Source organism: Shewanella psychromarinicola (genome assembly GCF_003855155.1).
Taxonomy (GTDB): Bacteria; Pseudomonadota; Gammaproteobacteria; order Enterobacterales; family Shewanellaceae; genus Shewanella; species Shewanella psychromarinicola.
Map to the genome: position 1 here is coordinate 374,226 of NZ_CP034073.1, position 25,528 is coordinate 399,753.

General features: G+C 42.3%; 20 protein-coding genes, 1 pseudogene and 1 riboswitch. Of the genes and pseudogenes, 15 read left to right on the plus strand and 6 right to left on the minus strand.

Annotated features, from left to right (window positions below; all coding sequences use genetic code 11):
- Positions 1-706: 706 nt before the first annotated feature.
- The 12 genes and pseudogenes from EGC80_RS01530 to EGC80_RS01585 all read left to right on the plus strand — a co-directional run bounded on the left by EGC80_RS01530 (position 707) and on the right by EGC80_RS01585 (position 12,428).
- The gene (locus EGC80_RS01530) at positions 707-1,891 is read left to right on the plus strand and encodes a hypothetical protein (RefSeq protein WP_124014213.1); all 1,185 of its coding nucleotides are present in this window, start codon (positions 707-709) and stop codon (positions 1,889-1,891) included.
- A gap of 86 nt (positions 1,892-1,977) precedes the next feature.
- Positions 1,978-2,586 carry a SprT family zinc-dependent metalloprotease gene (locus EGC80_RS01535; protein ID WP_101032899.1) on the plus strand — a complete coding sequence of 203 codons (609 nt, stop codon included), beginning with the start codon at positions 1,978-1,980 and terminating at the stop codon, positions 2,584-2,586.
- Between the two features lie 137 nt (positions 2,587-2,723).
- Positions 2,724-3,245: pseudogene (locus EGC80_RS01540) on the plus strand (endonuclease); the annotation flags it as partial.
- A gap of 55 nt (positions 3,246-3,300) precedes the next feature.
- Positions 3,301-4,332 carry an IS630 family transposase gene (locus EGC80_RS01545; RefSeq protein WP_124014150.1) on the plus strand — a complete coding sequence of 344 codons (1,032 nt, stop codon included), beginning with the start codon at positions 3,301-3,303 and terminating at the stop codon, positions 4,330-4,332.
- Between the two features lie 16 nt (positions 4,333-4,348).
- Positions 4,349-4,528 (plus strand): endonuclease, encoded by a 180-nt coding sequence (locus EGC80_RS01550; protein WP_283107475.1) that lies wholly within the window; start codon positions 4,349-4,351, stop codon positions 4,526-4,528.
- A 50-nt stretch (positions 4,529-4,578) separates the two neighbouring features.
- Complete coding sequence (gene rsmE, locus EGC80_RS01555; protein ID WP_124014149.1) at positions 4,579-5,319, plus strand: 16S rRNA (uracil(1498)-N(3))-methyltransferase; 741 nt, start codon at positions 4,579-4,581, stop codon at positions 5,317-5,319.
- Between the two features lie 41 nt (positions 5,320-5,360).
- A complete protein-coding gene (gene gshB / locus EGC80_RS01560; RefSeq protein ID WP_124014148.1) occupies positions 5,361-6,314 on the plus strand; it encodes a glutathione synthase in 954 nt (317 codons plus the stop codon).
- 83 nt (positions 6,315-6,397) lie between these two features.
- Positions 6,398-7,690: an alkaline phosphatase gene (locus EGC80_RS01565; protein ID WP_372491495.1), complete on the plus strand. Its 1,293-nt coding sequence runs from the start codon at positions 6,398-6,400 to the stop codon at positions 7,688-7,690.
- 87 nt (positions 7,691-7,777) lie between these two features.
- Positions 7,778-8,815 (plus strand): methyltransferase, encoded by a 1,038-nt coding sequence (locus tag EGC80_RS01570; RefSeq protein ID WP_124014146.1) that lies wholly within the window; start codon positions 7,778-7,780, stop codon positions 8,813-8,815.
- Positions 8,816-9,000: 185 nt separating this feature from the next.
- Complete coding sequence (locus tag EGC80_RS01575) at positions 9,001-10,668, plus strand: DUF342 domain-containing protein (protein WP_124014145.1); 1,668 nt, start codon at positions 9,001-9,003, stop codon at positions 10,666-10,668.
- Between the two features lie 36 nt (positions 10,669-10,704).
- Entirely contained in the window at positions 10,705-11,076 is a 372-nt protein-coding gene (locus tag EGC80_RS01580; RefSeq protein WP_124014144.1) for a DUF4144 family protein, read from the plus strand.
- Between the two features lie 215 nt (positions 11,077-11,291).
- Positions 11,292-12,428 (plus strand): site-2 protease family protein, encoded by a 1,137-nt coding sequence (locus tag EGC80_RS01585; RefSeq protein ID WP_101032906.1) that lies wholly within the window; start codon positions 11,292-11,294, stop codon positions 12,426-12,428.
- A 159-nt stretch (positions 12,429-12,587) separates the two neighbouring features.
- Here EGC80_RS01585 and EGC80_RS01590 read toward each other — a convergent pair whose 3' ends face one another.
- The 3 genes from EGC80_RS01590 to EGC80_RS01600 form a co-directional block, all read right to left on the minus strand.
- Positions 12,588-13,703, minus strand: a complete 1,116-nt coding sequence (locus EGC80_RS01590; protein ID WP_124014143.1) for a succinylglutamate desuccinylase/aspartoacylase family protein — start codon at positions 13,701-13,703, stop codon at positions 12,588-12,590.
- A gap of 319 nt (positions 13,704-14,022) precedes the next feature.
- Positions 14,023-15,429: a lysine-sensitive aspartokinase 3 gene (gene lysC / locus EGC80_RS01595; RefSeq protein WP_267898630.1), complete on the minus strand. Its 1,407-nt coding sequence runs from the start codon at positions 15,427-15,429 to the stop codon at positions 14,023-14,025.
- Positions 15,430-15,563: 134 nt separating this feature from the next.
- Positions 15,564-15,736, minus strand: a riboswitch (Lysine riboswitch).
- A gap of 273 nt (positions 15,737-16,009) precedes the next feature.
- Positions 16,010-16,453 carry a DUF3293 domain-containing protein gene (locus EGC80_RS01600; protein ID WP_101032908.1) on the minus strand — a complete coding sequence of 148 codons (444 nt, stop codon included), beginning with the start codon at positions 16,451-16,453 and terminating at the stop codon, positions 16,010-16,012.
- Positions 16,454-17,128: 675 nt separating this feature from the next.
- Between EGC80_RS01600 and arcA the strand changes: the two genes are divergently transcribed.
- Positions 17,129-17,845 carry a two-component system response regulator ArcA gene (gene arcA, locus EGC80_RS01605; protein ID WP_101032909.1) on the plus strand — a complete coding sequence of 239 codons (717 nt, stop codon included), beginning with the start codon at positions 17,129-17,131 and terminating at the stop codon, positions 17,843-17,845.
- Between the two features lie 117 nt (positions 17,846-17,962).
- On the opposite strand, the gene EGC80_RS01610 is transcribed toward arcA, so the two are convergent.
- Positions 17,963-20,266 carry a S9 family peptidase gene (locus EGC80_RS01610; protein WP_124014142.1) on the minus strand — a complete coding sequence of 768 codons (2,304 nt, stop codon included), beginning with the start codon at positions 20,264-20,266 and terminating at the stop codon, positions 17,963-17,965.
- Positions 20,267-20,434: 168 nt separating this feature from the next.
- On the opposite strand from EGC80_RS01610, the gene EGC80_RS01615 reads away from it, so the two are divergent.
- Together EGC80_RS01615 and EGC80_RS01620 are read left to right on the plus strand one after the other, a co-directional pair.
- Complete coding sequence (locus tag EGC80_RS01615; protein ID WP_101032911.1) at positions 20,435-21,427, plus strand: class 1 fructose-bisphosphatase; 993 nt, start codon at positions 20,435-20,437, stop codon at positions 21,425-21,427.
- 206 nt (positions 21,428-21,633) lie between these two features.
- On the plus strand, positions 21,634-22,833 hold the full coding sequence (locus EGC80_RS01620; RefSeq protein ID WP_124014141.1) for a tetratricopeptide repeat protein: 1,200 nt from the start codon (positions 21,634-21,636) through the stop codon (positions 22,831-22,833).
- Between the two features lie 127 nt (positions 22,834-22,960).
- Here EGC80_RS01620 and EGC80_RS01625 read toward each other — a convergent pair whose 3' ends face one another.
- Both EGC80_RS01625 and EGC80_RS01630 read right to left on the minus strand, forming a co-directional pair.
- Positions 22,961-24,220, minus strand: a complete 1,260-nt coding sequence (locus tag EGC80_RS01625) for a dicarboxylate/amino acid:cation symporter (RefSeq protein WP_124014140.1) — start codon at positions 24,218-24,220, stop codon at positions 22,961-22,963.
- A 317-nt stretch (positions 24,221-24,537) separates the two neighbouring features.
- Entirely contained in the window at positions 24,538-25,524 is a 987-nt protein-coding gene (locus EGC80_RS01630) for a DUF7281 domain-containing protein (protein WP_124014139.1), read from the minus strand.
- Positions 25,525-25,528: the final 4 nt, after the last annotated feature.

Here is a 25,528-nt window from a genome sequence, read left to right on the forward strand (position 1 = left end):
ATGTAACGTCTTAATCTCAGTTCGGGATAATAAACGTTTATCAAACAGTCCTTTGCTCCGCTAACTGTGTTGCATTGACTTGCAATAGACCGGCTATTGACGCGCCAATGCGCCTTGTTAGCAAAACAAATGACAGGTTTGATAAGAAATAGGCCAAACATTCTGATTTGGACTTACTTATCCCATCTATTAATCCGAGTTGAGGTTACTTAAATATAAACTCAGAGTAATCACTCATCGCTTATATCATCGGTAACGCAATAGATAACAAAGATAATCACTCATAAAAACTATCTTCATCTGACTCAATATTCATCCATGAGCAGAACGACACTTTGCCCGCTTTTAATCACCTTTGTAACGGTTTCTCACCCCAGATTAACCGCAACGATGACTATCTTCAGTGTCTCTGCTATATCCAGCCACATCTTTTTTATGATCTAAGTATGGTATAGATGCATCAATAGTATAGAAAAAATCAGTAATTATATTGATATCACGGTAAGTTTAACGGCCAGACAAATTATCAACATAAATCCATCACTCAAAAATGACCTACACGTGTACAAGTATTCAAAGTGCTATTAAATAGCCGAAACAACTGTGTTATAACTGTCACTTAGAATAAACGTTACCTAGCCTAGCGGGCAGTAACATCGTTAAACATAACCCCAATATGGATATCTAGGGCCCTAAAGGAACCATCATGATTAAACACAGCGCTTTTATAATGTTAAGTTCATTGGTATTAGCCACGCTATCGAATGCAGTTAATGCAGGACAACTCCAAAAAAACATTGAAGAGATGCGTGTATCAAAGGCTGGGCAAACAATGCCGCAGGTGGTTAATCGTTATCAAGCTATCAGTGATACTTTAGAGGTCAAGTTAGCCCAATCCAATGATGAGTTAGCCGTTACCGAAATGGCGGCGCATCAAGGACACAGGTTATGGCAGCAAGCCGTACGCGATGTACAATCGGGGCACAGTGACGATCGCTCGTTGTACTGGAGCCGTCTAAGTATGCGTAACGTTCTAAAGCAAGAAAGAGTCGGATTTAATGTTGCCGACTGGCAACGTGATATTTTGGTCAAAGCGGTTGAGAAATCGTCTCGCGGTTTTAGCGATATTGAATTTTTACCCGATACCCAAATTAATATTTTAGTGACCGGTTTCGATCCCTTTTTTCTTGATAGAAATATTGGCCAAAGTAATCCATCAGGCTTAGCGGCTTTAGCATTTGATGGCTATCGTTTTGAGATTAATGGTAAAAAAGCACAGATAGAAACCGTGATGATCCCTGTGAGATTTAGCGATTTCGACAATGGTATTATCGAATCGTTACTCACGCCCTTTTATCGTGAAAACAGTGTCGACATGGTCTTTACCATTAGCATGGGCCGGGAAAATTTCGATATCGAACGTTTTCCTGGACGTAACCGCAGTGCAGAGGCACCAGACAATTTAAATGTATTAACCGGCGCCAGTCACAGCAATCCTAAAGCGCCGTTATTTAACGGTGGCACTTCTTCCGATGGAAAATTAAATGGCCCTGAGTTTGTGCAATTTTCTCTGCCCGTTGAAGCAATGGCAGCGGTTAAAGGTCATTGGAGCGTCAATGACAATCATCAAATTAACACCTTATCTAGGGGGCAATTTAAGGCATCATCACTGGCTGAATTACAAAATGAAATTTCAGTTGAAGGTTCTGGTGGGGGCTATTTATCTAATGAAATTTCCTATCGCAGTATTTTACTTCGAGACCAATTTAACTTGAACTTACCCGTAGGACACATTCATACTCCACGTATTAAAGGCTACGACTCACAAGTAGAGTCAGACATCGTCGAGCAAATTCGTGCCATGATAGCCGCAGCGGCGAGCACTCTGTAATGTCAAAAGACTAATATAAAATGTCTATGCTTTGCTTGCTTGAGTCTCTCATTGAATATTCGTGTAGGTAAGTGAAGCATTTCATCATGTTTAAAAATATCTTCAATCTCACCCAGCGCGCGCACCAAGCGCTAACGCAAGACATCCATACAAAGGGGTCTTCGTTATCAGTAGGGCCTCGAACCCACCAATCGCCAAACACTGCCGTTAGCGATCCGTTACAACAGCAGATATTGGCCAAAGTCGAAGCAGACTACCAATTAGCAGAGCAATATTTCAAACGTCAATTTCCTCGTCCGAGCGTACATTTTAGCTTACGCGGAAAAAGCGCGGGGACGGCGCATTTACAAACCAATAAACTGCGCTTCAATCCTGTTTTACTAACTGAAAATCCAAATATTTTTATTAACGAAGTGGTACCACATGAAATTAGCCATTTGGTGTGTTTCCATCTATTTGGTAAAGTAAAACCTCACGGTAAAGAATGGCAAAGCGTCATGATGACAACATTTAGTATTACGCCAAAGACCACTCACCAACTCAATATCCAGTCCGTCAGTGGTCAACAATTTGAATATTTTTGCGGTTGTGGCAGTGTGCAATTAACCATAAGACGTCACAACAGAATTGTGCGAGGCCAGACTCAATATCGCTGTCGCCGTTGCCAACAAACATTAACCCCTTTTAGCACCTAACATTATCAATTGCGTCATCGCATGCGATGGATTAACATCAGCCAAAATGACAGGCTAAGCCTGCACTGTAATGATGTTTTTTGTTAATTTTAGGGTTTATTTTGCGCTTATCATCCACACTCTCTTGGTTCTTTTGGGTGTCGCTTCTGTGCGGCATTTTTTCATCCACACTTATCGCGGCAGAACATTCCAGCAGTTTCGGTCAAGCCAAAAAAATGGCTAAAAAGATTTACCAACAACACTTACCACTCAGCACCTTCTATTGCGGCTGCGATATCGCCATCGCAGGAAAATTATGGCAAGCGGATCATGCTAGCTGTGGTTATAAAGTTAGAAAACAAATCATTAGAGCCAACCGTATCGAATGGGAGCATGTGGTTCCCGCATGGGAATTTGGTCATCAACTGCAATGCTGGCAAGACGGTGGTCGAAAAAACTGCAATAAAAATAATGCTGCATTTAAAAAAATGGCAGCCGATTTACACAATCTTGTTCCTGCTGTAGGTGAGGTGAATGGCGATCGCAGCAATTTCCGTTTTAGTGATTGGGGCGGAAAAGCGGATCAATACGGGCAGTGTAAAATGATTATCGACTTTAAAGGCCGCAAAGCACAACCCCCCAAACAAGCAAGAGGGCCTATCGCTCGAACTTACCTTTATACCCGTGATCATTAAAAATGCTTGATTTTGTCCCAAATGGGATCATCATAGCCCCATGAAACAAATTACACTCTCGCCAGAACAAAAAGTAGCATTGGAAACTCGACATAAAAGCTCGAGTGATAGGCGTGAGTGTGATCGCATTAAAGCCATTTTACTACGCGATGAAAATTGGCCAACGCCAATGATTGCCCAAGCGTTACGTATTCACGAAACGACCGTAGTTCGATACATTGATGCCTATGCTCACGACCAAAAACTCACGTGTAATAGTGGCGGCTCCTTAAGTTATCTGAGTCAAGAGCAAACTGAACTATTGATTGCACACCTGTGTGAGGTGACCTACTTGCATAGCCATCAAATAGTCGCTTATATCTCAGAACAATTTCAGATTAAGTACACAGTGTCAGGCCTCAATAAATGGCTGCATAAACATCAGTTCAGCTATAAAAACCCTAAAGGGGTTCCTCACAAATTTGATGAAGACAAACAAACGGCTTTCATTGAATATTATGAGCAACTAAAATCCTCGTTAACCCCTGATGAACCGTTATTATTTATGGATGCGGTTCATCCGACCCAAGCCACAAAAATCACCGCTGGCTGGATAAAAAAAGGCGTTGATAAACCGATAGAAACGACGGGAAGCCGAACCCGTATTAACGTGGTTGGTGCAATCCGACTTGGTCACTTAACAGAAGCGGTCATTGAGCAATATAGCAAAACGGTTAACGGTGCATCCATCATCGATTTTTTAAACCAAATTAGAGCGCGTTACTCAACAAGTGGTGTTATCCATTTGGTGCTTGATGGCGCTGGATACCATCGAAATGCCTTAGTGGTTAAAGAGGCTAAAAATCTGAATATAACATTGCATTACCTGCCACCTTATAGTCCAAATTTAAACCCAATAGAACGATTGTGGAAGGTGATGAATAAACATGCGAGGAATGGGCAATACTTCGCAACGACAAAAGAATTCCGACGAAAAATCAATGACTTTTTTAGCATCACCCTCCCCGATATTGCCGATACACTCGGTGATACAATTAATGATAACTTTCAGAAATTAAAAACTGCAGTTTGAATTCACTTGAGTATATATGCAACAAACCTATGGTCTGCAAATCAGTAATAGCCAACAAAAGTTGTTTAACGCATGGAACAAAATGCAACCAATCAGCGCCACGGAATGCCAACGTGATACCTTAATCGCTGCTAACCAAGGTAATCATAATGATTTTGTATTCAAACAATGCCAAAATAACGGCTTAGTTCGTTAATTGACGATCAAGCTCCCCCTTGAACAATTGGTTAAATAAGGTCAACACTGATGAGAGTCCCACGCATTTTTCAGCCCCTAGACAATTTACAACAAGGGCAAACGCTTCAATTAGATGAGGATGGTGTCGCCCATATCGGCCGAGTATTGCGAATGGGCATAGGGGACCACATCAGCTTGTTTAACGGTGATGGTAATGATTACTTAGCTGAAATTATTGAAATAAGTAAAAAATCCATCACTGTCAACGTCTTAAGTTGTCAAGCTAACAACAACGAATCAACATTAGACTTGCACTTAGGTCAGGTAATTTCTCGTGGTGACCGAATGGAATTTACGATCCAAAAATCGGTTGAGCTAGGCGTAACAAGGATTACACCCTTATTTTCAGATCGTTGTGGTGTCAAACTTAATGGTGATCGCTTAGAGAAAAAACAACAACAATGGCAAAAAATTGTCGTCAGTGCTTGTGAACAATCTGGCCGCAGTATCGTACCGGTTGTTCGCCCTGCAATGACATTGGCGCAATGGTGTGAAGAATCTACCGAAGCCTTAAAACTGAATTTACACCCAAGAGCTTCACACGGCATTAATGGCTTACAGTTAACCGATCAACACCACAAAGTAAGATTATTAATTGGCCCAGAAGGCGGCTTATCTGACGAAGAAATTGCCATGACCGAAACTGAGCATTTTACCGATATTTTATTGGGGCCAAGAGTGCTGCGTACAGAAACCGCATCATTGACTGCTATTACTGCATTACAAGTTAAATTTGGCGATATTGGTTAACCCAAACCGATATCATCTTGGATATTATTAAGGATAAACACATGATTAAGCTCGGCATTGTTATGGACCCTATTAGCGACATTAACATCAAAAAAGATACCAGCTTCGCGATGTTATTAGCCGCACAGGCACGTGGCTACCAATTGTTTTATATGGAAATGCATGATCTTGCGATGGTCAACGGCAAAGCCATGGCCAACATGCGTGAATTATCGGTAAAGCAAGATGCTAACCAATGGTTTACATTAGGCGAGTCAATTGATACCCCGTTGGCAGATCTTGATGTGATCTTAATGCGCAAAGATCCACCATTTGATACCGAATTCATCTACGCCACTTATATGCTGGAACGGGCGGAAGAAGAAGGCGTATTAATCGTTAACAAGCCTCAAAGCTTACGTGATGCCAATGAAAAACTGTTTACAGCATGGTTTTCTGAGTTTACGCCAGACACTCTTGTGACCCGTGATGCTAAACGTATTCGAGCGTTCCACCAATTGAAGCAAGATATTATTTTAAAACCATTAGATGGCATGGGCGGCACGTCTATTTTTAGAGTGAAAAAAGATGACCCTAACGTCGGGGTCATTATCGAAACGCTCACCAGTTATGGCCAGCAGTTCGCAATGGCTCAAGCCTTTATCCCTGAGATAACTCAAGGTGACAAGCGTATTTTAGTGGTTGACGGTGAACCGGTTCCATACGCATTAGCGCGTATCCCGATGAAAGGTGAAACCCGTGGCAACCTAGCGGCTGGCGGCAGTGGAGTAGCCCAGCCATTATCAGAAAGTGATTGGAAAATAGCCCGCGCCATTGGTCCAGAATTGAAAAAACGAGGCCTTATTTTTGTTGGTTTAGACATCATTGGTGATAAGTTAACTGAAATCAATGTCACCAGCCCAACCTGCATTAGAGAAATTGAAGCCGCATATGACGTTGACATTACCGGCATGCTTATGGATGCCATCGAAGCCCGTATCAATCAGCAGAAATAGGATTAATCATGCATTTTCTATCTACCTACCAACGAATAATTAGCAGATTATTATTGGTCTCTAGCTTGGTCGTAACGGGTGCAATGGCTGATGAAGTCGTTATTTCGCCTATTGAGGCCAACACAACCAGTAATAATGTGCCGACTGTCGGTCCTTCAAGACCGACAAATATTGTTATTATGATTGGCGATGGTATGGGACCTGCTTACACCACGGCCTATCGTTACTATAAAGATAACCCTGAGACAGAAGAGATTGAACAAACGGTTTTTGATCGCTTACTCGTTGGTATGGCAAGCACTTACCCTGCTTCTGTCAGTGGTTATGTAACCGACTCGGCGGCATCGGCAACCGCATTATCTACTGGGGTCAAAAGTTATAATGGTGCTATTGCCGTTGATACCGAAAAACGCCCACTGACAACCTTAATGGAAAGAGCAAAAGCATTAGGCTTGTCAACTGGCGTAGCGGTTACCTCCCAAGTAAACCATGCTACACCTGCGGCATTTCTTGCTCACAATGAAAGTCGTAGTAATTATATTGATATCGCACAGGCTTATTTAACCACCGATGCTGATGTCATCCTTGGCGGTGGCCAGCAATATTTCACCCCAACATTGCTTGAGCAGTTCACCGCTAAAGGTTACCAACACATTAGTGAACTCTCCCAACTTGAGTCGGTTCATCACCCGAAAGTATTAGGGCTATTTGCCGATGTACAGTTACCTTGGGGGATTAATGATAAAAAAGCGCATAAACTCAGTCATATGACGCAAAAGGCACTCGATTTACTGTCGCAAAATAAGCAAGGTTTTGTGTTATTAGTAGAAGGCAGCTTAATTGATTGGGCGGGTCACAGTAACGATATTGCTACCGCGATGGGTGAAATGGATGAGTTTGCAGCCGCAATTGAAGTGGTTGAACAATTTGTTCGTCAAAGTAAAGACACCCTGATGGTTGTGACAGCCGATCATAATACCGGTGGGTTGTCAGTGGGCGCACACGACAAATACGAATGGCATCCTGAAGTACTGCATAAGGTTCAAGCTAGCCCAGATGTGATTGCCACGCGTGCTATTGCCGCAGAGGATTGGCAGACCATAACCGCAACACTATTGGGGTTTACCCCAAGCGAAGTAGAATACAGTCAATTGCAAACTGCACGTATGCAAGGTAATGAGCCACTTGCTATTGCACTGCGAAAATTAATTGATATTCAATCTAATACCGGTTGGACAAGTGGCGGCCATACCGCCATGGATGTTCAGGTATTCGCAGCGGGCCCCGGCGCCAGATTGTTTAGTGGCCATCAAGACAATGTTGATATAGCCAATAAAATGTTTAGCTTATTACCACAATCGGTACAAACGCCTTAATTGCTGCCTAACACAATCCCCGCTATCAAAGTGGGGATTGTGTTAATATCAGCAGGTATTTTATCACTAGCATTATGAGCAACCGACGTGTTAACAAATCCTTCTCAAGCCTTAATTAGAAACAGCAAATATTTTCATAAACATAATGTGTTAGTGCTCAACTATGAAGCTGATACTTTTGCGCATCAATGTCTTGAGTTTGCAGAGAATGTCACTGCCCTAGCGCTGGATTTTAATCATCACCTAACATTGTCATCCTATGCTAATAATAAATTGCAGTGCTATTTTGGCCATCAGCTGCCTGACTCATTAGTTGATACAAAATTTGACACGGTTATTATTTACTTTGCAAAAGCTAAACCGTTAATGGGTTACTTACTGCAACTTGCGGCGCAGCATTTACGTATCGACGGCCAATTAATGATTGTGGGTGAGAATAAAGGTGGGATTAAATCAATTGATAAACTCACGCCTGATTATTACTCCCCCCCCATCAAACAAGATAATGCCCGTCATTGTTTAGTGTATGTCAGTTATTTAACTCAAGTAGCACCCAGGCTATCAATCAGTGATTGGGTAAGCCAATATTCATTAGATACACCACAAGGTAAACTGCAAATTTGCAATGTGGTAGGGGTCTTCAGTGAAAAGCGTCTCGATCAGGGCACCGAACTATTACTGTTGCATTTACCAAACAACTTACACGGCAGAGTCCTCGATTTTGGTTGTGGTGCAGGGGTCATTACGGCGGCATTGCTAAAAGCCAATCCAAAGCTAGCCATGGAATGTATTGATATCAATGCGATGGCATTGCTGTCATGTGAATTAACCCTTGCAGCCAATAATATGCACGCAAAAATCTATCCTTCTGACGGATTTAATCAAATTACCGGTAAATTTGATGGCATTATTTCCAACCCACCGTTTCATGATGGGTTAACCAGCACCACCGACATTGCGACCCAGTTTGTTAAATCCAGCGCAATCAGTTTGGCGCCTAAAGGCGTCTGGCAAATTGTTGCTAATCGCCACCTGCCCTATGCTGATACCATTGCGACTCATTTTGGTAAAGTGAATGTGTTGGCTGAAAACAATAAGTACAAATTATATCTCCATCAACGTTAATCCCAAGATCGAACCTCCCGTGACACAGCTTCAGTTATGGACAACAAAGCGAGCTTACTGCTGGAAATGGAGATTAAAATCGGCTAAATTTACTGCAAGGTAAAATAGTAAACATTTTTGAATTTATGTCGTTACTATTTTATTTCCAGTATTGATCTGATATAAAAATAACAACAAAGGATGCTATGTTAGAGCCTTCACTAATCGCACTAAGCGCAGATAAAAGTAAAGCCGAATTACGCATAATTCCCAATACTCATGGTCCCGTGCTAGAAGAGGATATCAACGCCTTACTAACACAGGCAACTTTTGCAATGTTGTTTCCCATTGCCCCTGCCATTAATAAAGCGGTCACTGAAGTCAATGCGCTTTGCGGCCAAAATCTAGGGGATCACGAACTGTTTTTTGCGATAGCTGAACGTAAAGATGGTGCAGTGGACATCAATATCAATGACGATAAAATGCAAGCTAGTATGAAAATCACCTCAGCTTGGGGCGGTAAAGACATCACCCTATCAGACGTACTTAATACCCTCAAAAATCAAAAAATTAAAATGGGCTTAAGTAAACCTAACATTATGGGGTTAATGCAACGCTTATCGATTTTACCACCAGGGGAATGCTGTGAGGGCGTTATCGCCTGCGGTAAAGCGGCAGTGAATGGCGAAAATGCCACATTAACCCGTAAGGTAGCTCTGGCGCGAGAACGTTTATTACAACCTCAAGAACGTGAAGACGGCTCGGTCGATATGCGTAATTTAGGCGCATTAATTACCGTTAAGCCCACCGATATATTAATGATTAAGACCCCAGCAACCACTGGTAGCCCAGGATTCAATATCCATGGTGATGTACTGCAACAAATCACAGGTCAAGACAAACCCATGGAGCCCGGTACAGGCACCGGCTTACACCCTAAGGATCCAAACAAACTCATCGCCACAGTTCCAGGCCAACCGGTTGAAAACCGTCAAGGCATGCAAGTCGACGATATACTGCAAATTAAAGATGTTGATGTTCGCTTTGGCCATGTGAATTTTAAAGGTAGTATTTTAATTACCGGCGATGTGCATGAAGGGATGGAAGTCAAAGCCAGTGGTGATGTTACCGTCATGGGGTTTGTTGACTCAGCCACCATTGAAGCGCAAGGTGACGTTATTGTCAGCAAAGGCATCATTGGTCGGTTAATTAAAGACCAAGAGCTCAGTACCAAGATTACCGCCACCGGCCAAATTTGTGCCCAATTTGTACAATATTCTCATCTAGAAGCACAGGGCAATATTTTAGTCACTAAACAGTTGTTACACAGTCATTCAACGTCAGGAGGCTGCATTACCGTCAGTGATGCTCAATCACGACGCGGTGACTTAGTCGGCGGTAAAGCCACCGCGGCAAAGGGGATTAGGGCTATTGTGCTTGGCGCTAAAGCCAGTACCAAAACCGAACTATTTTGTGCTATGCATCAAGGTGAACTAAAGCTACAACTCAAAGAACTGGATGCCGGCATCAAAGGCATGGTTGTCGCCGGATTAGAACTCGAGGCCAGACTGCGTAAATTGCCCCCCAAAGCTGAATGGCAAAGTGATGCGGGTATGGTAGAGCAAGTCAAAATGATGCTTGACCAAAAGAAGCAGATGACCGAGGAGCAAACAAAGGAAGAAGTAGAATATAATCAAAATCTTATTGAAGTAGAAAATTACTATAATAATTACTTTATCAAAGCAGAAAAATACATTTTTAATAACGTGGAAATTCATATTGGCAATGCGTTTAATCGCACCCAACGCGAACATGCCTCATGTGTTGTTAAAAATGTGAATCAAGAAATTTCATACGATTACAGCAACCGTTAGCAGATTAAACCAACCCACATTGATTTACAGGTAACTATGCAACACATACATTGGCCCGCCATACTGCAATTTGATCAAGATGATGAATTAATGTATCTGGCAAACCACCAAGACTGGTTAAGCTTTATTTGCGCCAATCAATTTACCGTCTGCTTGCACGATAAACTGATCGACACCGCAGGTTGCATTTACCACATTGAAACCGCTGAACAAGTCGACGTTGCCAACAATAATGTGGCACAACTCCCCTACTTGGTGAAACAAGACCAGCAAATGAACGTACTGCAAATGTTGCCTCTTGTCCGTCAATTTGGCCAGTTTCAAGGCCATTGTTGCAGTGCAAAGATAATCTTTACGACCGTTGAACAAGGTATCGCCACCGTTGCCGAATTAGAACAGCTTTATTAAAAGCGTGACTTCCGCTTTAGATAACAGCCCATATCACAGCGTTTTTACTGTTATCAACCTTAACCTTACCGACGTAATGCTTAGCTTAATCACTCAGTCATAAACCTAAGATTAAAATTAAGATTAACGAATATAATTGTCGAACCCATTGAGCTAGTGACATCGCTCTGGCAAAATGCCCGATGCTCAACGTCCATAACCCCAGAGAATCCTTAATGGAATTATTAAATATTGAATGTCTAGGTAAACGTCTGCGATTAGAAGGCTCGATTGCGGGTTGGCAGCAACTTTATTGGGACAATCAACTGGTATCGCAAAAGTCTGCGAGTGCTTCCGACCAAGCCTTTCATATCCATTCATTTGAACTGACAACGCACACATCCGTCCCGACTGAAACCAATACTAACGATGACGAAACCGTTAAGCCAAGTATTGGTTCACTTCCAGTACGATTAGAAATCGATGTTAACTGGCAGCCATTCCAGCTTGATTACTGCTTATTAATTGATGATGAAACCATCACCCAAGGGCAAAGAACCGTTGAAGAGATTGAACGTCAAACCCCTGAAGTCGCCGCGGTAAAAACTCAAAAAATCAGTGTTGTTGGACTTGCATCATTAGGTTTTAAACTGTTAAAAAGTGCCAAAGTGGTTAAAGTCCTTTTTGCTGGAGCTAGTGTTGCAGCCTATTCTTGGCTATTTTCATTTCAATTTGCCTTAGCACTCATCGGTTGCTTAATGTTCCATGAATACGGTCATATTCGAGCAATGAAGCATTTCGGTATGAAAACAAAAGGTATCTATTTAATCCCTTTTGTTGGTGGCTTAGCGTTAAGTGATGAGCGGATCAACACCCGTTGGCAAGACGTGTATATTTCAATTATGGGCCCCACTTTTGGGCTGATTTTATCAATTATTTGTGTCGGACTTTATTGGATAACAGGTAACATATTCTTTGCTGGGTTAGCGGCATTCAATGCCCTGCTAAATCTATTTAATTTACTGCCCATTTTACCGCTTGATGGCGGCCATATTCTGAAAAGTATTAGCTTCTCCATGAACAGCTTAATTGGCCTGGTCGCCTGTGCCGCGGGTGCCGCTATAGGGGTCTTTATCAGCTATAGCTTAGGCTTAGCGCTTCTCGGCTTTTTGCTGCTTATTGGCAGTATCGAAATCATTGTCGAATGGCGTGGACGCCACCAAAGCCATTTATTACCCTTAGATCGTTACGGACAAATTTTCTCTACCGTATGGTATTTGCTCACAGTGGCAAGCTTAGTAGGTATTATTTGGTACTTTGCCGCTTCAGGCGACGAGATGTTGGCCATTCCACTGCAGATTTTAGGCAGCTAATTAACCGCCCATATAATGAGTTCCTATTACAACGTTTCTATTTCAGAGAACTCAAAACGGATAATAATAATGCCTGCAATATGCAGGCATTATTATAGCTGTTTTACAAAGCAACACCGAGAGGATTTAGTATCAAAACGGGGGGTTGATAACATCACATTAGTGGGTTATCGAAAACACCTTGGTCATCACCTTATACAGTTCAGTCCCTTGGTGAACTGACGCTGAAGCAAAGTGTAAAATTGGCACGCAATCCATGGGTAAACTAATGGCTTGATAAGCCTGTTCAGTGCCATAAAGATCAATGCGTAAAATATTCACCAATGGTTGCCCTGCTGCTAACGGCTCACCCAGTACCGCGCGATATTCGATTAAACCAGCTTTAGGTGCATGAAACTTTTTGTAGTCACATAAGTAACAACCAAATCGAGGCATATCTGCTGGAGTGACTTTTTCAGCAATCACACCACGATAACTTAAATAAGCCAATATGCCTTTGGCATCTTCTAACGCGTCGGCTAAATCAATTCGTTCTTGACTGGCGAGCTCTAAGGTAAATGCAGACACGGGTACCGAAAACTCACGACCTTGGCTCGCGGCATATTCGGTTAACTGCCACCATGGACAAAACGTGGCTTCATCCATCGCTCCGCCAAAACTATTAGGCATAATCAGCGTGTATGGGATCGAAAAAAATCTCGCCGCATCCGCATCATACTCAGGGCAATACAAATGCTTGCACGACTTAGGCCCAGTATGTAAATCAAGCACTATATCTGCTTGATGTGCCATGGTTTGTAAACTCACAGCCAACCGATGACCGGTAGAGAGCCCAAAAGGGAGCTCCAATCGAGCCTGACAAGCTCCAACCAACATTGAACGATAAGCCTGAAACAGTTCATTATCGTTTAAATGTTGATGCTCGGTATACCAAGCTTGCACCTTGATGTTGTGATCAAAATACTCTCGGTTCCAATTCACCCCAGTTATCGGATCAAACCGTCCTAAGGTAAACTCACCACTCTTTTGATTAATCCCTAATGGATTGGCCAATGGCGCAAGCGTAATATCACCTAGTACTTGATAACCTTCTAACAAGGTCATCAGTTGATAAATCACTGCATTTCCCTGCACTTCGGCACCATGAACATTGGCCTGAATATAAACGCTGGGCGAAAACAACTCACTGCCAGAGAATGTATATAACGGCACGGTCAATGCTTGCCCCGTCGCCAGTTCTCCGACCTGCACTGACGATTGTATTGCTTTAGTCATATGATGATACCAATCTCATTAAATATCTGGTCAGTTCAGAGTCTCTCAGGTTTTTCAATTCAAGGCGCATTGATGTAGAAATGGTTGTTCCCTTTTAAATCGATGCAACACAGAAGTGGAATACCTGAGAGACTCCATTCTGGCGGGTTTCAAAGTACTTTATGCTTCGTTAGATATTTTCAAAATACGACGGCATGGATGCTGGAGGTAGAGTAACGCAGGAGCTTGTTACCGAGAATAACTATTCGCTTCAATCATCTGCCTTGCCTACAGCACTTTGAACTCCCGCTGAAAGATCGCATATTTAATAGGATTGGTATTACTCAAACAGATTTTGATGCAAGGCATTAACCACTTGCGCCGCTTCCGACTCTGCCACTAGGACACATAAATTATGTGGGCTGGCGCCTTGGCAAATCATCCTTACATTATGGTTTTCCAGCACCTTAAATACGCGACTACAAACACCCGCAGTCGATGCAATACGATTACCTATAATGGCGATTAAGGCTAAGTTCTCTTCGACGCGAACACCACAATGCTGCGATAACTCTTGCAATAATGACTCACTTAACAAGCCGTGTCCGCTCGAATCAGAACCGGTTTTATCTAAGGTCAATGCCACGTTAACTTCAGAGGTGGTAATGAGATCCACCGAAATTTTATGTCGAGCTAAAGTCGCAAACGTTTCTGCTAAAAAACCCTGAGCATGTAACATTTGTAAGCTATGCAAGTTAAGTAATGTTTGATCGCGGCGCAATGCCACAGCTCTAAATACTGGGGTATCGTCTACTTGATGGCGGATCCAAGTTCCGCCCATTTCAGGGGCTTTACTTGATCCCACAAACACCTGAATTTTTTGTCTCACAGCCGGTAAAATGGTGGCGGGATGCAATACTTTAGCGCCAAAGGTGGCCATCTCAGCCGCCTCATTAAAGCTAATTTCGGCAATGGGACGCGCATTAGGGGCAAGCCGTGGATCAGTGGTATAAATACCGGCGACATCGGTCCAAATTTCAACCGCTGTGGCACGGAGCGCTTCAGCCAGTAATGCCGCCGAATAATCACTGCCACCACGGCCTAATGTTGTGGTTCGGCCACTGTCATCAGCTCCAATAAATCCTTGGGTGACAATGATATAACGAGCAAGTAAGGGTTTTAAAAAATCACCAGCAAGCGTTGAAATGACTTCAATCTGTGGTTCTGCACGGCCAAAATAGCTGTCGGTACGCAGCACCTGACGCACATCGAAATGATTTGAAGCGGTGCCTTTTTCCCGAATAACCGCTGAAAATAAAATCGATGAACATTGCTCACCCGTTGACAGCAATTCGTCCATAATCGCTTTGCTGCGATCAAGTTCTAACGATTCACTTAATACTGACATTCGGCTCAGAATTTTATCAATACTGGCCGCCACGTCTTGTGGACGGCCTAATTCATCGAGAATCGCATATTGAATTTGAGCAATTTGCTTAAGGAGTACTAGTCGTCGTTCATCGTTGACATTAGCTTGAGTCAGCTCAACTAATAAATTGGTGACACCACTGGAGGCACTCACCACCACGAGACGAGTGGCTTGGTTAGCCAAGACAATATTGGCACAACGACTCATAGAGGCGTAATCAGCAACCGACGTACCGCCAAATTTGGCTACGACTAATTCTGATGTGGCTATTTCAGGCACCACGGTTTCAAGAACAACAGTTTCAGAGATAATGCTCATACTGATGCCTCCGCAGTTTGCCAAAGACTAGAAAATAAGACGTGATTTACTAACATGATATACGCTCCGAACACACTACGTTCGAAGAGCCTGGTGCTAAGATAACGCACCCTTATAGAAGGGAAACAGCAATCATCACCAGAAGCTCTCCACCAAAAAAAGGTGACAATCGTTAGGATTCAGCCTAAACGACCGATATCAATGTTCGCCAAACAAACTGATACCTCGGCGCTAATCTCCATCATAAGTTGTCATCGGACTGGCATCCTCTCACTTACTACCTAGTTAACGCTCCTCTTCTGTTTCTCCCGAAGGAGAGCTGTTGAAAATAGCAACAAATGCCCTAACAAGTCAATCAACAAACCCAGTAAAAAAACACTGTTTTGATAAAAATATCTTTGTTGTTAGATAATCTGTCGTAGCGATAGCGGATCTGTCATTGTTCTATATTAGAAAAAAGCCAATATATACGCAAAAAAAACCAAATAACGCAATTAATCGAGACAATATATATTTTATTGTCTCGATTAATGACTCAAAACATTCAGTAGCGATTAAGCGCTCTAAATTAACCCAGCGCTCATCCAGTATAGAAACTAATCTCTGGCAGTTCATTAACCAGCCGTAATCGCTGATTAAATGCGCCCATTTCAACGTCAGGTTTGATGGTATCAAGACACGCAACCAGAGATATCAAACCTTGATTAACGTAATAAATTGCATGTTGATTAAACTCTCTTCCTAGCTCAACAGCCTGTTCTTTATCAATAAAAACTGCCCAGCTTTTTTCCATATGTGACCAATCAGCGGCCGCACCGATTAAGGCACGATAGGGCCGATTATACTGTTGGATTTTAGATTGAAGCTGATGATCAAGTAAACGATTTTGACTCGGTGAGAGGCTAGTCCCCCGGGGGTTATGAGCGGTAACTATAGCAAATGGGAAATCATTAGAAAGGCGTTGGGTGAACAAAAAATGAGTCGTTTGATATTCATACCACAATGTATCGATAACATTTTCCATAATATTTTTTCGTTAATTAAGCCAAAATGAGTCTAACAATTAGGTTAGATATCGAAAAGATTTGCGATCTAATCACCAGTTTAATACTTAAAAATCATTTATTATTATCAACTTAGTAATATTAATCTTTTATATACTTGACTGTTATATTAATTTTTTAACATTTAATTTGTTAACAAATGCCTAAAACGAGTACAATAGCATCACGCACTATTAAATCATTGTAGCAAAGTTGGCTACATACACCTGAAAATCTCAGCATATATTGTTGTGAGCGTGAAGATTTATTGATGTAAAGTTTACAGTCGTACTAAATTTGTTCTACATTTGATAACACATTAATACGATTAAATAAGTTTGCGACAGGAAGGAACTATCTTTCTAAATGGCATTCATAGTAAGTAAGCCTAGGTGCAACAAATTTTACACCACTTTTTACACCATCATGCATAAGTGTAAACGCGTACCTTAGCGTAATGGCAATTAGTTAACGCAAGCAGACTCAGTAACCCGCATTAAGCGTTACGTCATCGAGTTTATAGAGAGTGTTTAATTCAGGGTAGACATAGATAAACACCCAAAAATATCGGAATAATAGCGCATATGTTAACGCGCTATTGCAATCTATTAGCACACCGTGGCTAGAATCGAATTTTATAAAATCAGGTATATATTATGCAAAATCCGCACATTTTAATTGTTGAAGATGAAGCAGTAACTCGTAATACATTGCGCAGTATTTTTGAAGCTGAAGGCTATGTTGTCACCGAAGCCAATGACGGCGCAGAAATGCATAGAGCCATGCAAGAAAACAAGATAAACCTTGTTGTTATGGACATTAACTTACCAGGTAAAAACGGCTTATTATTAGCACGTGAACTACGTGAAATTAATAACATCGGTCTTATTTTCTTGACCGGTCGAGATAATGAAGTTGATAAAATTTTAGGGCTTGAAATTGGTGCCGATGACTATATCACTAAACCATTCAACCCTCGCGAATTAACGATCCGTGCCCGTAACCTGTTAACTCGCGTTAATAATGCGGCGGCAGAGACCGAAGAAAAAGGTTCTGTTGAGTTTTACCGCTTTAACGGCTGGAGCCTAGAAATTAATAGCCGCTCTTTGGTTACTCCACAAGGTGAATCTTACAAGTTACCACGCAGCGAATTTCGTGCGATGCTTCATTTTGTTGAAAATCCAGGCAAGATTTTAACTCGTGCTGATTTACTGCTAAAAATGACCGGCCGTGAGTTAAAACCCCACGACCGCACTGTTGATGTAACGATCCGTCGTATCCGTAAGCACTTTGAAAGCTTACCTGACACGCCAGAAATCATCGCGACTATTCACGGTGAAGGCTATCGTTTTTGTGGCGACTTAGAAGCTTAATCCGCTTAAGTTAACCGTTTAAGTTAACCGTTTAAGTTAACCGCAATAAAAAACCAGGTGGGTCTCACCTGGTTTTTTTATGTCTGCTTTTTAACTAATCATTTAAAAAGATATCGCTTATTTCAACTGTTGATCTAAAAATGCCGCTAATGATTTATACAAATAATTACGGACTTTCTCACCGCGCATTGAATGCTTAGACCCCGGGTAATCCATCATCTGGAACAATTTACCTTCATCTTGTAATGCCTTATACACTCGAGTGCTGTTTTCAAACAGTACATTGTCATCAGCCATGCCGTGATACATCAATAAGCCCGACTGATAATCTTTGACGTAAGGTAAAATACTGCTGGCGTCGTAACCTTGTTTATTGGTTTCTGGGTTGCCCATATAACGTTCAGTGTAATGGGTATCGTACAAACGCCAATCGGTTACTGGCGCCCCTGCTATAGCGGCTTTAAAATAACCTGGCGCCTTAAACTGACTCATTAACGCCATGTAGCCGCCATAACTGTGGCCATAAATGGCAATGTTATCACCATCAACGAAAGGTAAACTGCGTAAATAATCTACCCCGACCTTTTGGTCACTCACTTCCGCATCACCCATATTTTGATAAATTACATGCTCAAATTGAGTACCTCGATGAGCCGAACCCCGATTATCTAACTGGAATACAACATAACCTTGCTGCAGTAAATACTGAGTAAAATAATCCGCTTCGCTCCAGCTATTGACCACTAACTGCGCATGCGGCCCACCGTATACCCTAACCACAACCGGATACTGTTTAGCTGCATCAAAAGGAACCGGTTTAAATAATCGATACTGCAGTGCTTGGTTATCTTCAGCGGTTACTTGACCAAACTCAGGCATTTGCCATAAACCCGCATAATCATTCAGAGGATGGTTGTTATCAATTTCATTTTGCTCAACCCAAGCTAAATGCTTGCCAGTATCATTGTGTAAACTTATTTGTGGCGGTTGCTGTAAGCTACTAAAGTAATCTAAATAAACCGGCTTTTTATCCGCAAATACTGCCTCATGCATACCTGATGCTTGGCTAATTCGCTCAATGGAGTCCATACCTTGTTTCAAGTTAACCCGATACAAATGACGCTCGACCACGCTGTTTTTACGACCGCTAAAATATACCCAGCCCGTGGCTTCATCGACAAATTCAAGCGCATCGACCGTCCAATCACCTTGGGTTAACTGTTTAAGTTGCTTACCTTGTAAGTCAAATAAGTACAGGTGATGAAAACCATCACGTTCAGAGCCCCAAATAAAGGCCGATTGTTGCTTGAGAAAGTGCAAGTCATTGTTTAGGTTAACCCAAGCGTTACTGTGTTCTTCGATCACCGTTGTTACTTGTTTCGGTTTGGTTATCGAAACTATGCGTAAGTCCAATGTTTGTTGATCGCGGCTTTGCCATTGAAATGACACCCGTTGACTGTCTGGCAACCAATCAACACGAGGTAAATACATGTCTTTTTGTTTGCCTAAATCAATCCAGTTTATGCTTCGATCTTTTAAGCTAACCACTCCCAACTCAATCTCAACGTTAGCTTTGCCAGCATAAGGGTAACGCTGCTCGGTTAATTTAATACCGTCGGCATAAATTTCATTACGGGTCACTAACTCAACACCCGTTTCATCGATTCGAGTAAAGGCAATAGCAGACTCATCGGGCGCCCACCAATATCCTGTCATGCGATCCATTTCTTCTTGGGCGACAAACTCTGCCATGGCATTTTTAATCGGCCCTTTACCATCGGTCGTTAACGCACTGACTTTGTGTGTGTCCAAGGCTAATATAAATAAATTTTGATCGCGTACAAACGACACAAAGTGGCCTTTAGGTGACAAACGCGCATCGGTGGCAAAGCCTGCTCCAATCGCTAATTCAACCACGTTATTCGTTGGAACATCAAATAAGTACAATTTACCCGCAGCCGGAATTAAAATATGTTGGCTGTCTTCAGACCAAAAATACTCCATGATCCCTTGGCCATAAATACGTTGGCGCTCACGGCGAGCTTTCTCTTCATCAGACAATTCCCCTGCGTCTAATTGTTCCGCATTAATCAACACGCTGCGCTTACCTGTCGCGATATCCATTTGCCATAAATCATAGAAATGCTGGTTATCAGCTCGACTCGATAAATAAGTCACCCGCTTACCATTAGGTGACAAGGCTAATCCACGAGGACTTGAACCTGCTAATGCCGGTGACGCATTAATACGCTCAATGGTCAGTGGCATATTATTACCTGGTATAGCAGTCAATGTCGCGGTGGTAGATGAGTTCATAATGCTGCCTTTAACGTTTGCTGTTACTGAAAAAACCGGGCTGGAAAAAAGAAGTGGCACGACAGATACTGCCGCTAAAGCATGATGCTTCCATGTTGTTGTCATTATTATTAATCCTTGGGCAATTCAATCCGCCCACATTTTGCCTTAATTTGCTCTAAAACCAAAACCCGACACAACAATCGCTGAAATTAGCGCTATTGTGGGGTATGATTTGCTGCATAATAATGTACAAAATCGACCTTAAACCTCACACATGTCATAGGAAATACCATGCAGACTTTGGCACAAACCCTTAGCGCACAATCCGTAAACTCGTCTTTAACCCAATTATTATTCACCTTAGCGGACACCTCAAAAGCCATTAGTGTTGCGGTTCGGCGCGGCGCCTTAGCAGGCGTTTTAGGCGCAACCGATCAAGAAAACGTTCAAGGCGAAACCCAGAAAAAACTGGATGTGATCACCAATGACATGCTTAAAAATGCTCTCAAAACCGATGGCCATGTTCGCGGTTTAGCCTCAGAAGAAGAGGATTACGTGGTTGAAGTTAATACTCAAGGTGAGTACCTAGTGTGTTTTGACCCGCTCGATGGCTCATCAAATATTGATATTAACTCATTAGTGGGCACCATTTTTTCAATCTTGCCAGCACCTACCGGTGCGCTAAATGAGCAAAGCTTTTTACAAGCTGGCCGTCAACAAGTGGCGGCGGGTTATGTATTATATGGCCCATCAACCATGATGGCGTTAACCACTGGCCAAGGCACCCAGTTTTATACTCTTGATCCCGACAGCCAAGAATTTTTACTCACCGATGATAACGTTCAAATCACCCCAGACACGGCTGAGTTTGCCATTAACATGTCAAACCAACGTTTTTGGGAAGCGCCAGTGCAAACCTACATTGCCGATTTATTACTCGGGGAAATAGGCCCACGCGAGCAATCATTTAACATGCGTTGGATTGCTGCAATGGTAGGTGATGTGCATCGTGTATTGTGCCGTGGTGGTATTTTTACCTATCCTACCGATAATAAAAATCCAGCCAGACCATTCAAATTGCGCTTAATGTACGAAGCTAACCCAATGGCATTGCTGGTTGAGCAAGCTGGCGGAAAAGCTTCAACGGGTTATGAAACGATTTTGGATATTCAGCCAACGGCAATCCACCAGCGTGTTGCGGTAATTTTAGGCAGCGCCAACGAAGTGGACACCTGCTTGAGCTACCACGGTATTGATTACAGCGAAGAGCCATCAATTGATTAATTAAGTATGTTATAGAAAAACCGCCTGTTGGCGGTTTTTTCATTTCTGCGCTGCAGTTGAACTCATTGATGATCTGACTGAAGCGAATAAACACAGTTAACCAAAATACAAATTTGAATCATTAGGCAAGAGTAAAGAAGCATTTCTTTACAATAACTTAAATACCCACTACGTTATTGAAAGGATATTAATAAAGGACTATAACGATGCCGCCCGCCAGATCATCGAATAAAAATAAATATATTGCGGCGTTTTTACTTTTACTGCTTATTAGCATGAGTGCTTATGCTTATCTGATGCCCACTAAAGCCCCAGCAATAGAAACTGGCACTATTTTAGTGCTTCCAGTGCAACTGGCAACAGGCAGCACAGACTCGCAATGGAATCCCTATGCCGCGATGGATGTGCTTATCAATCAGCTAAATGTCGGTGTTAGTTACCCATTACTGCAAACCGAAGATATTATCAATATCATCTCGCTTATCTCTAATGATCACTTGAGCCAAGCTGTCGATATTAAGCAATTAATGGCCGTCTCCGGCGCGGGATTAGTGATTGAATCCCGTATTACCAGCGCCAATAATCAATATCAATTAGCGTTTACATTACATCAGCAGCATAATACAGAAGCGGGCGTCGTTAACGCTTCAAGTATCGAGCAAGCTATATTAGCAACATCAAGCTTGATTACTCAGCAGCTCAATCCACAACACAATCCACAACACAACCCACAACACAATAAGACAGCAACTCAATACCATTCACGCTATAGTACACCGCTGTTGTTCAGTGCAATGACACAGCTACAACTTGGTGACACTAAGGCTGCTGAGCAGCACTTATCCAAGCTCATACACTCCACACCCGACAACTTAGTTGCCATGCGTCTACTGGCCAGCATCCAATTGCAGCAACATCAATATGAACAGCTTAATACCACATTGATAGCAGCAATCGACCAAGCTACACATCAGCAAGATGAGCGAGAGCTAGCCAGACTCAGATTGTTATTAGCGCAAAGCTACACCGAAACCGACAGGATAGAACAAGCATTAGGCGTACTTACCATTGCAAAAACCAATGCTGCTAAAGTGAAAGACTGGCTAACATTGGGCTATATTTCACAGCTTGCAGGCATGATAAACCAGCGCATAGGTCGTAATGATAAAGCCAGGGAGCAGTTTAAAAAAGCCATTGAATATCATCAAATGATGAACTATCCCATCGGGCAAACACAGGCGTTGAATGAATTGGCAGAACTTGAGGTGATTGAGTTCAACTACCCACAAGCTTACCGCTATATTAATCGCTCTTATGAACAAGTTGCTCATCGCGGTTTAGATCATTTAGAAAAGTCTACATTCAAGATTATGACCAAGATAGAAAATAAAATGCAGCATAGATAGCATCTACTATATTCGACACAACAGGTTCGTAAACATAAGACCTTAAACATAACACTTTAAACATAACACCTTAGACATAAAAATGGCCTGCTATGCAGGCCATTTTATTAATACAGCTAAACGAATCTTATACTTTCTCAGCTGCAATTTTTGCAGTCTCAAGCTGATGCGCTTGTTCAGTTTGATCGACAATGGTTAATACCGCAGTATCACCAACCACGTTACATGAGGTTAATACCATATCGATAATACGGTCTAGTGCAGCCACAATGACAAATGCCTCTACTGGTAAGCCTAATTGGTAAATCAGTACCCCAATCATCACCATACCACCACCAGGCACACCACCTGCACCCACTGACAATAAAAACACACTAAACAGTAACGACGGGATTTGATCATTGCTGATTGGCATACCAAAGGCGTTAGCCACAAAGAATATCGCAATAGTAATGTAAATCGACACCCCGCCCATGTTCATGGTTGCACCCAGTGGCACACCAAAACCAGCCACCGCTTGACTCACACCTAGCTTGTCAGTAAGGGTACGCATGGTTACCGGAATAGTGGCGTTTGAGCTAGCGGTAGACAATGAGAATAGTATTTGTTCTTGGGTTTTTTCTCTGAACGTTTTCGCTGAAATAGGGGTGAATAGGCTGACAGCAAATGGATATACGATAAAAATCCAAATCAATAATAGGGCTAAAATAAGCACTAAATATTCAACAACACTGACAAAAATTTCAGGTTCTAAGGTTGCACCTAATTTAAACATCAAGGCAAATACCCCGTATGGCGCTAAACTCATTACCACCGAAATTAAGCGCATCATGATTTTATTGGCAGTTTGAAACCCTTTTACCGCCCCCTCAACGGAATGCCCCAATGATTTGATCACGCCGCCTATTAATAGCGCCATAAAAATCACTTGCAGCATATTGCCAGAGGTGAAGGCTGAAAAAGGATTATTTGGCACTATACTGACAATTAACGACATTAAATCTGGCAGTTCTGTCGCGGTAATATCCAGCGAACCGCTGCTCGACATATCCACCCCTTTACCGGGTTCAAATACCATCGCGACGGTAAATGCAGCTAAAATGGCTATCATGGTATTGATAATATAAAAGCCAAAGGTTTTACCACCTAAACGGCCAAAGCTTTTTAAATCTTGTAACTCACACACACCGCAGACAATACTCACAAACACCAGTGGGACCACTAGCATCATGATCATATTGACAAACATAGTGCCGACACCACTTGCCAGACTCACTAATGTGCCACCAAAAAAAGCATTATCGGCTAATAAAAACTGCACAATACTGCCAAGCACAACCCCTAGAAATAGACCGATAAAGATCCGTGCTGAAAGTGATTTTGTCATTTTTTTTCCCTTCGAAATGCAACATCGGTTGCTATTTATTATTATTGCACCCAATCCTAGGTGTGTTTTATTATTCGAGCGCAGTGATATTGAGACATTGACACCGATAATTCAATCATCATTAGAACAAAGCTGACCACTTATACTCTGTATTAATTGAACACACCCACAAAGAGCATAATAAACAGAATGTTGACTATGATAAAACCTTGAATGATGAGTGTTGAACTGTGGTAAAAACCCACTTAACACAAGTTCAATGGTGCTTAATTAGTGGTGAGTACTTAATGGCTGATGGTCAACAATGATCATAGCGGCTAAAAGTGCAGTAACGACAATACGAGCTTTTTTGCTTGCATGTGCTGTTGCTTAATACTGACGTGATAACGCACAACCCAAGCTACTAGCTGGTCCCAATCCGCTGATAAACCTATGGCGTTGGCAGTATCATCATAGGTCAATGAGCCAAGCGAATGTTGATGTGATAAAGGCGGTTGATGAGTATGTGTCATCGGCGCCACATTGTTGTTAGCGGCCAATATCTTGGTCAGATAAGCTAACTGACGATGCTGCTTATGAAAGTCTGCCGTTGAATTAATTTGCGGCAACGCCAATAGTGTCGCCGGTGCACGGAGGGCTAATTGAGGCACAATGAGACGTTGGCAATGATCTAGGGTGTTGGCGATCATTAACCCAGCGGGATCCAAGTCGGTAAAGGCAATCACCTGTATTTTTGTCGGGTTAATTAAGTGTAAAAAGCGCTTTCGCCCTGCGGGAGAATAGTGATGGCTACCACGATATAACACCATACTATTGTCGATGATTGTCTGTAAATCTGGCGCAAATGAATAGCCAAACAGGTTATCAAAGCTGTCGAGGTTTTCGACCACAATTAGATTAGCGATATTCAGTCGCTGGCAAAGTGCTAGTGCACTATCGACTTTTAATCGCAGTGAACAATTATGCATCATCATTAAGTCGACCGCTGGATCAGCCACTAGGGCTTGAGCAATCCTAGAGGAAAGTTTGATTAATACGTAATCGGCTTCTGGGCTGATATTTGCGTATTTTTCATTGGCACTGTGGTGTGACATCTGCTGGCGGGCCATATCAAAATCAAGCGAGAGAATATCTAAACCCGAATCAATTTGAGCCATTTCACGCAGTAAAATATAATCGCTAGAGGTTAAATATAGGTGTTTTTCAGCGCCATCTGGCTCACCTATTTGCCACAGATGATATAACGTCTTCCAACTAGCATTGAAAGGCACACGCGGCAAACGTTGCTTTGCAGCGCGGGCCATTATG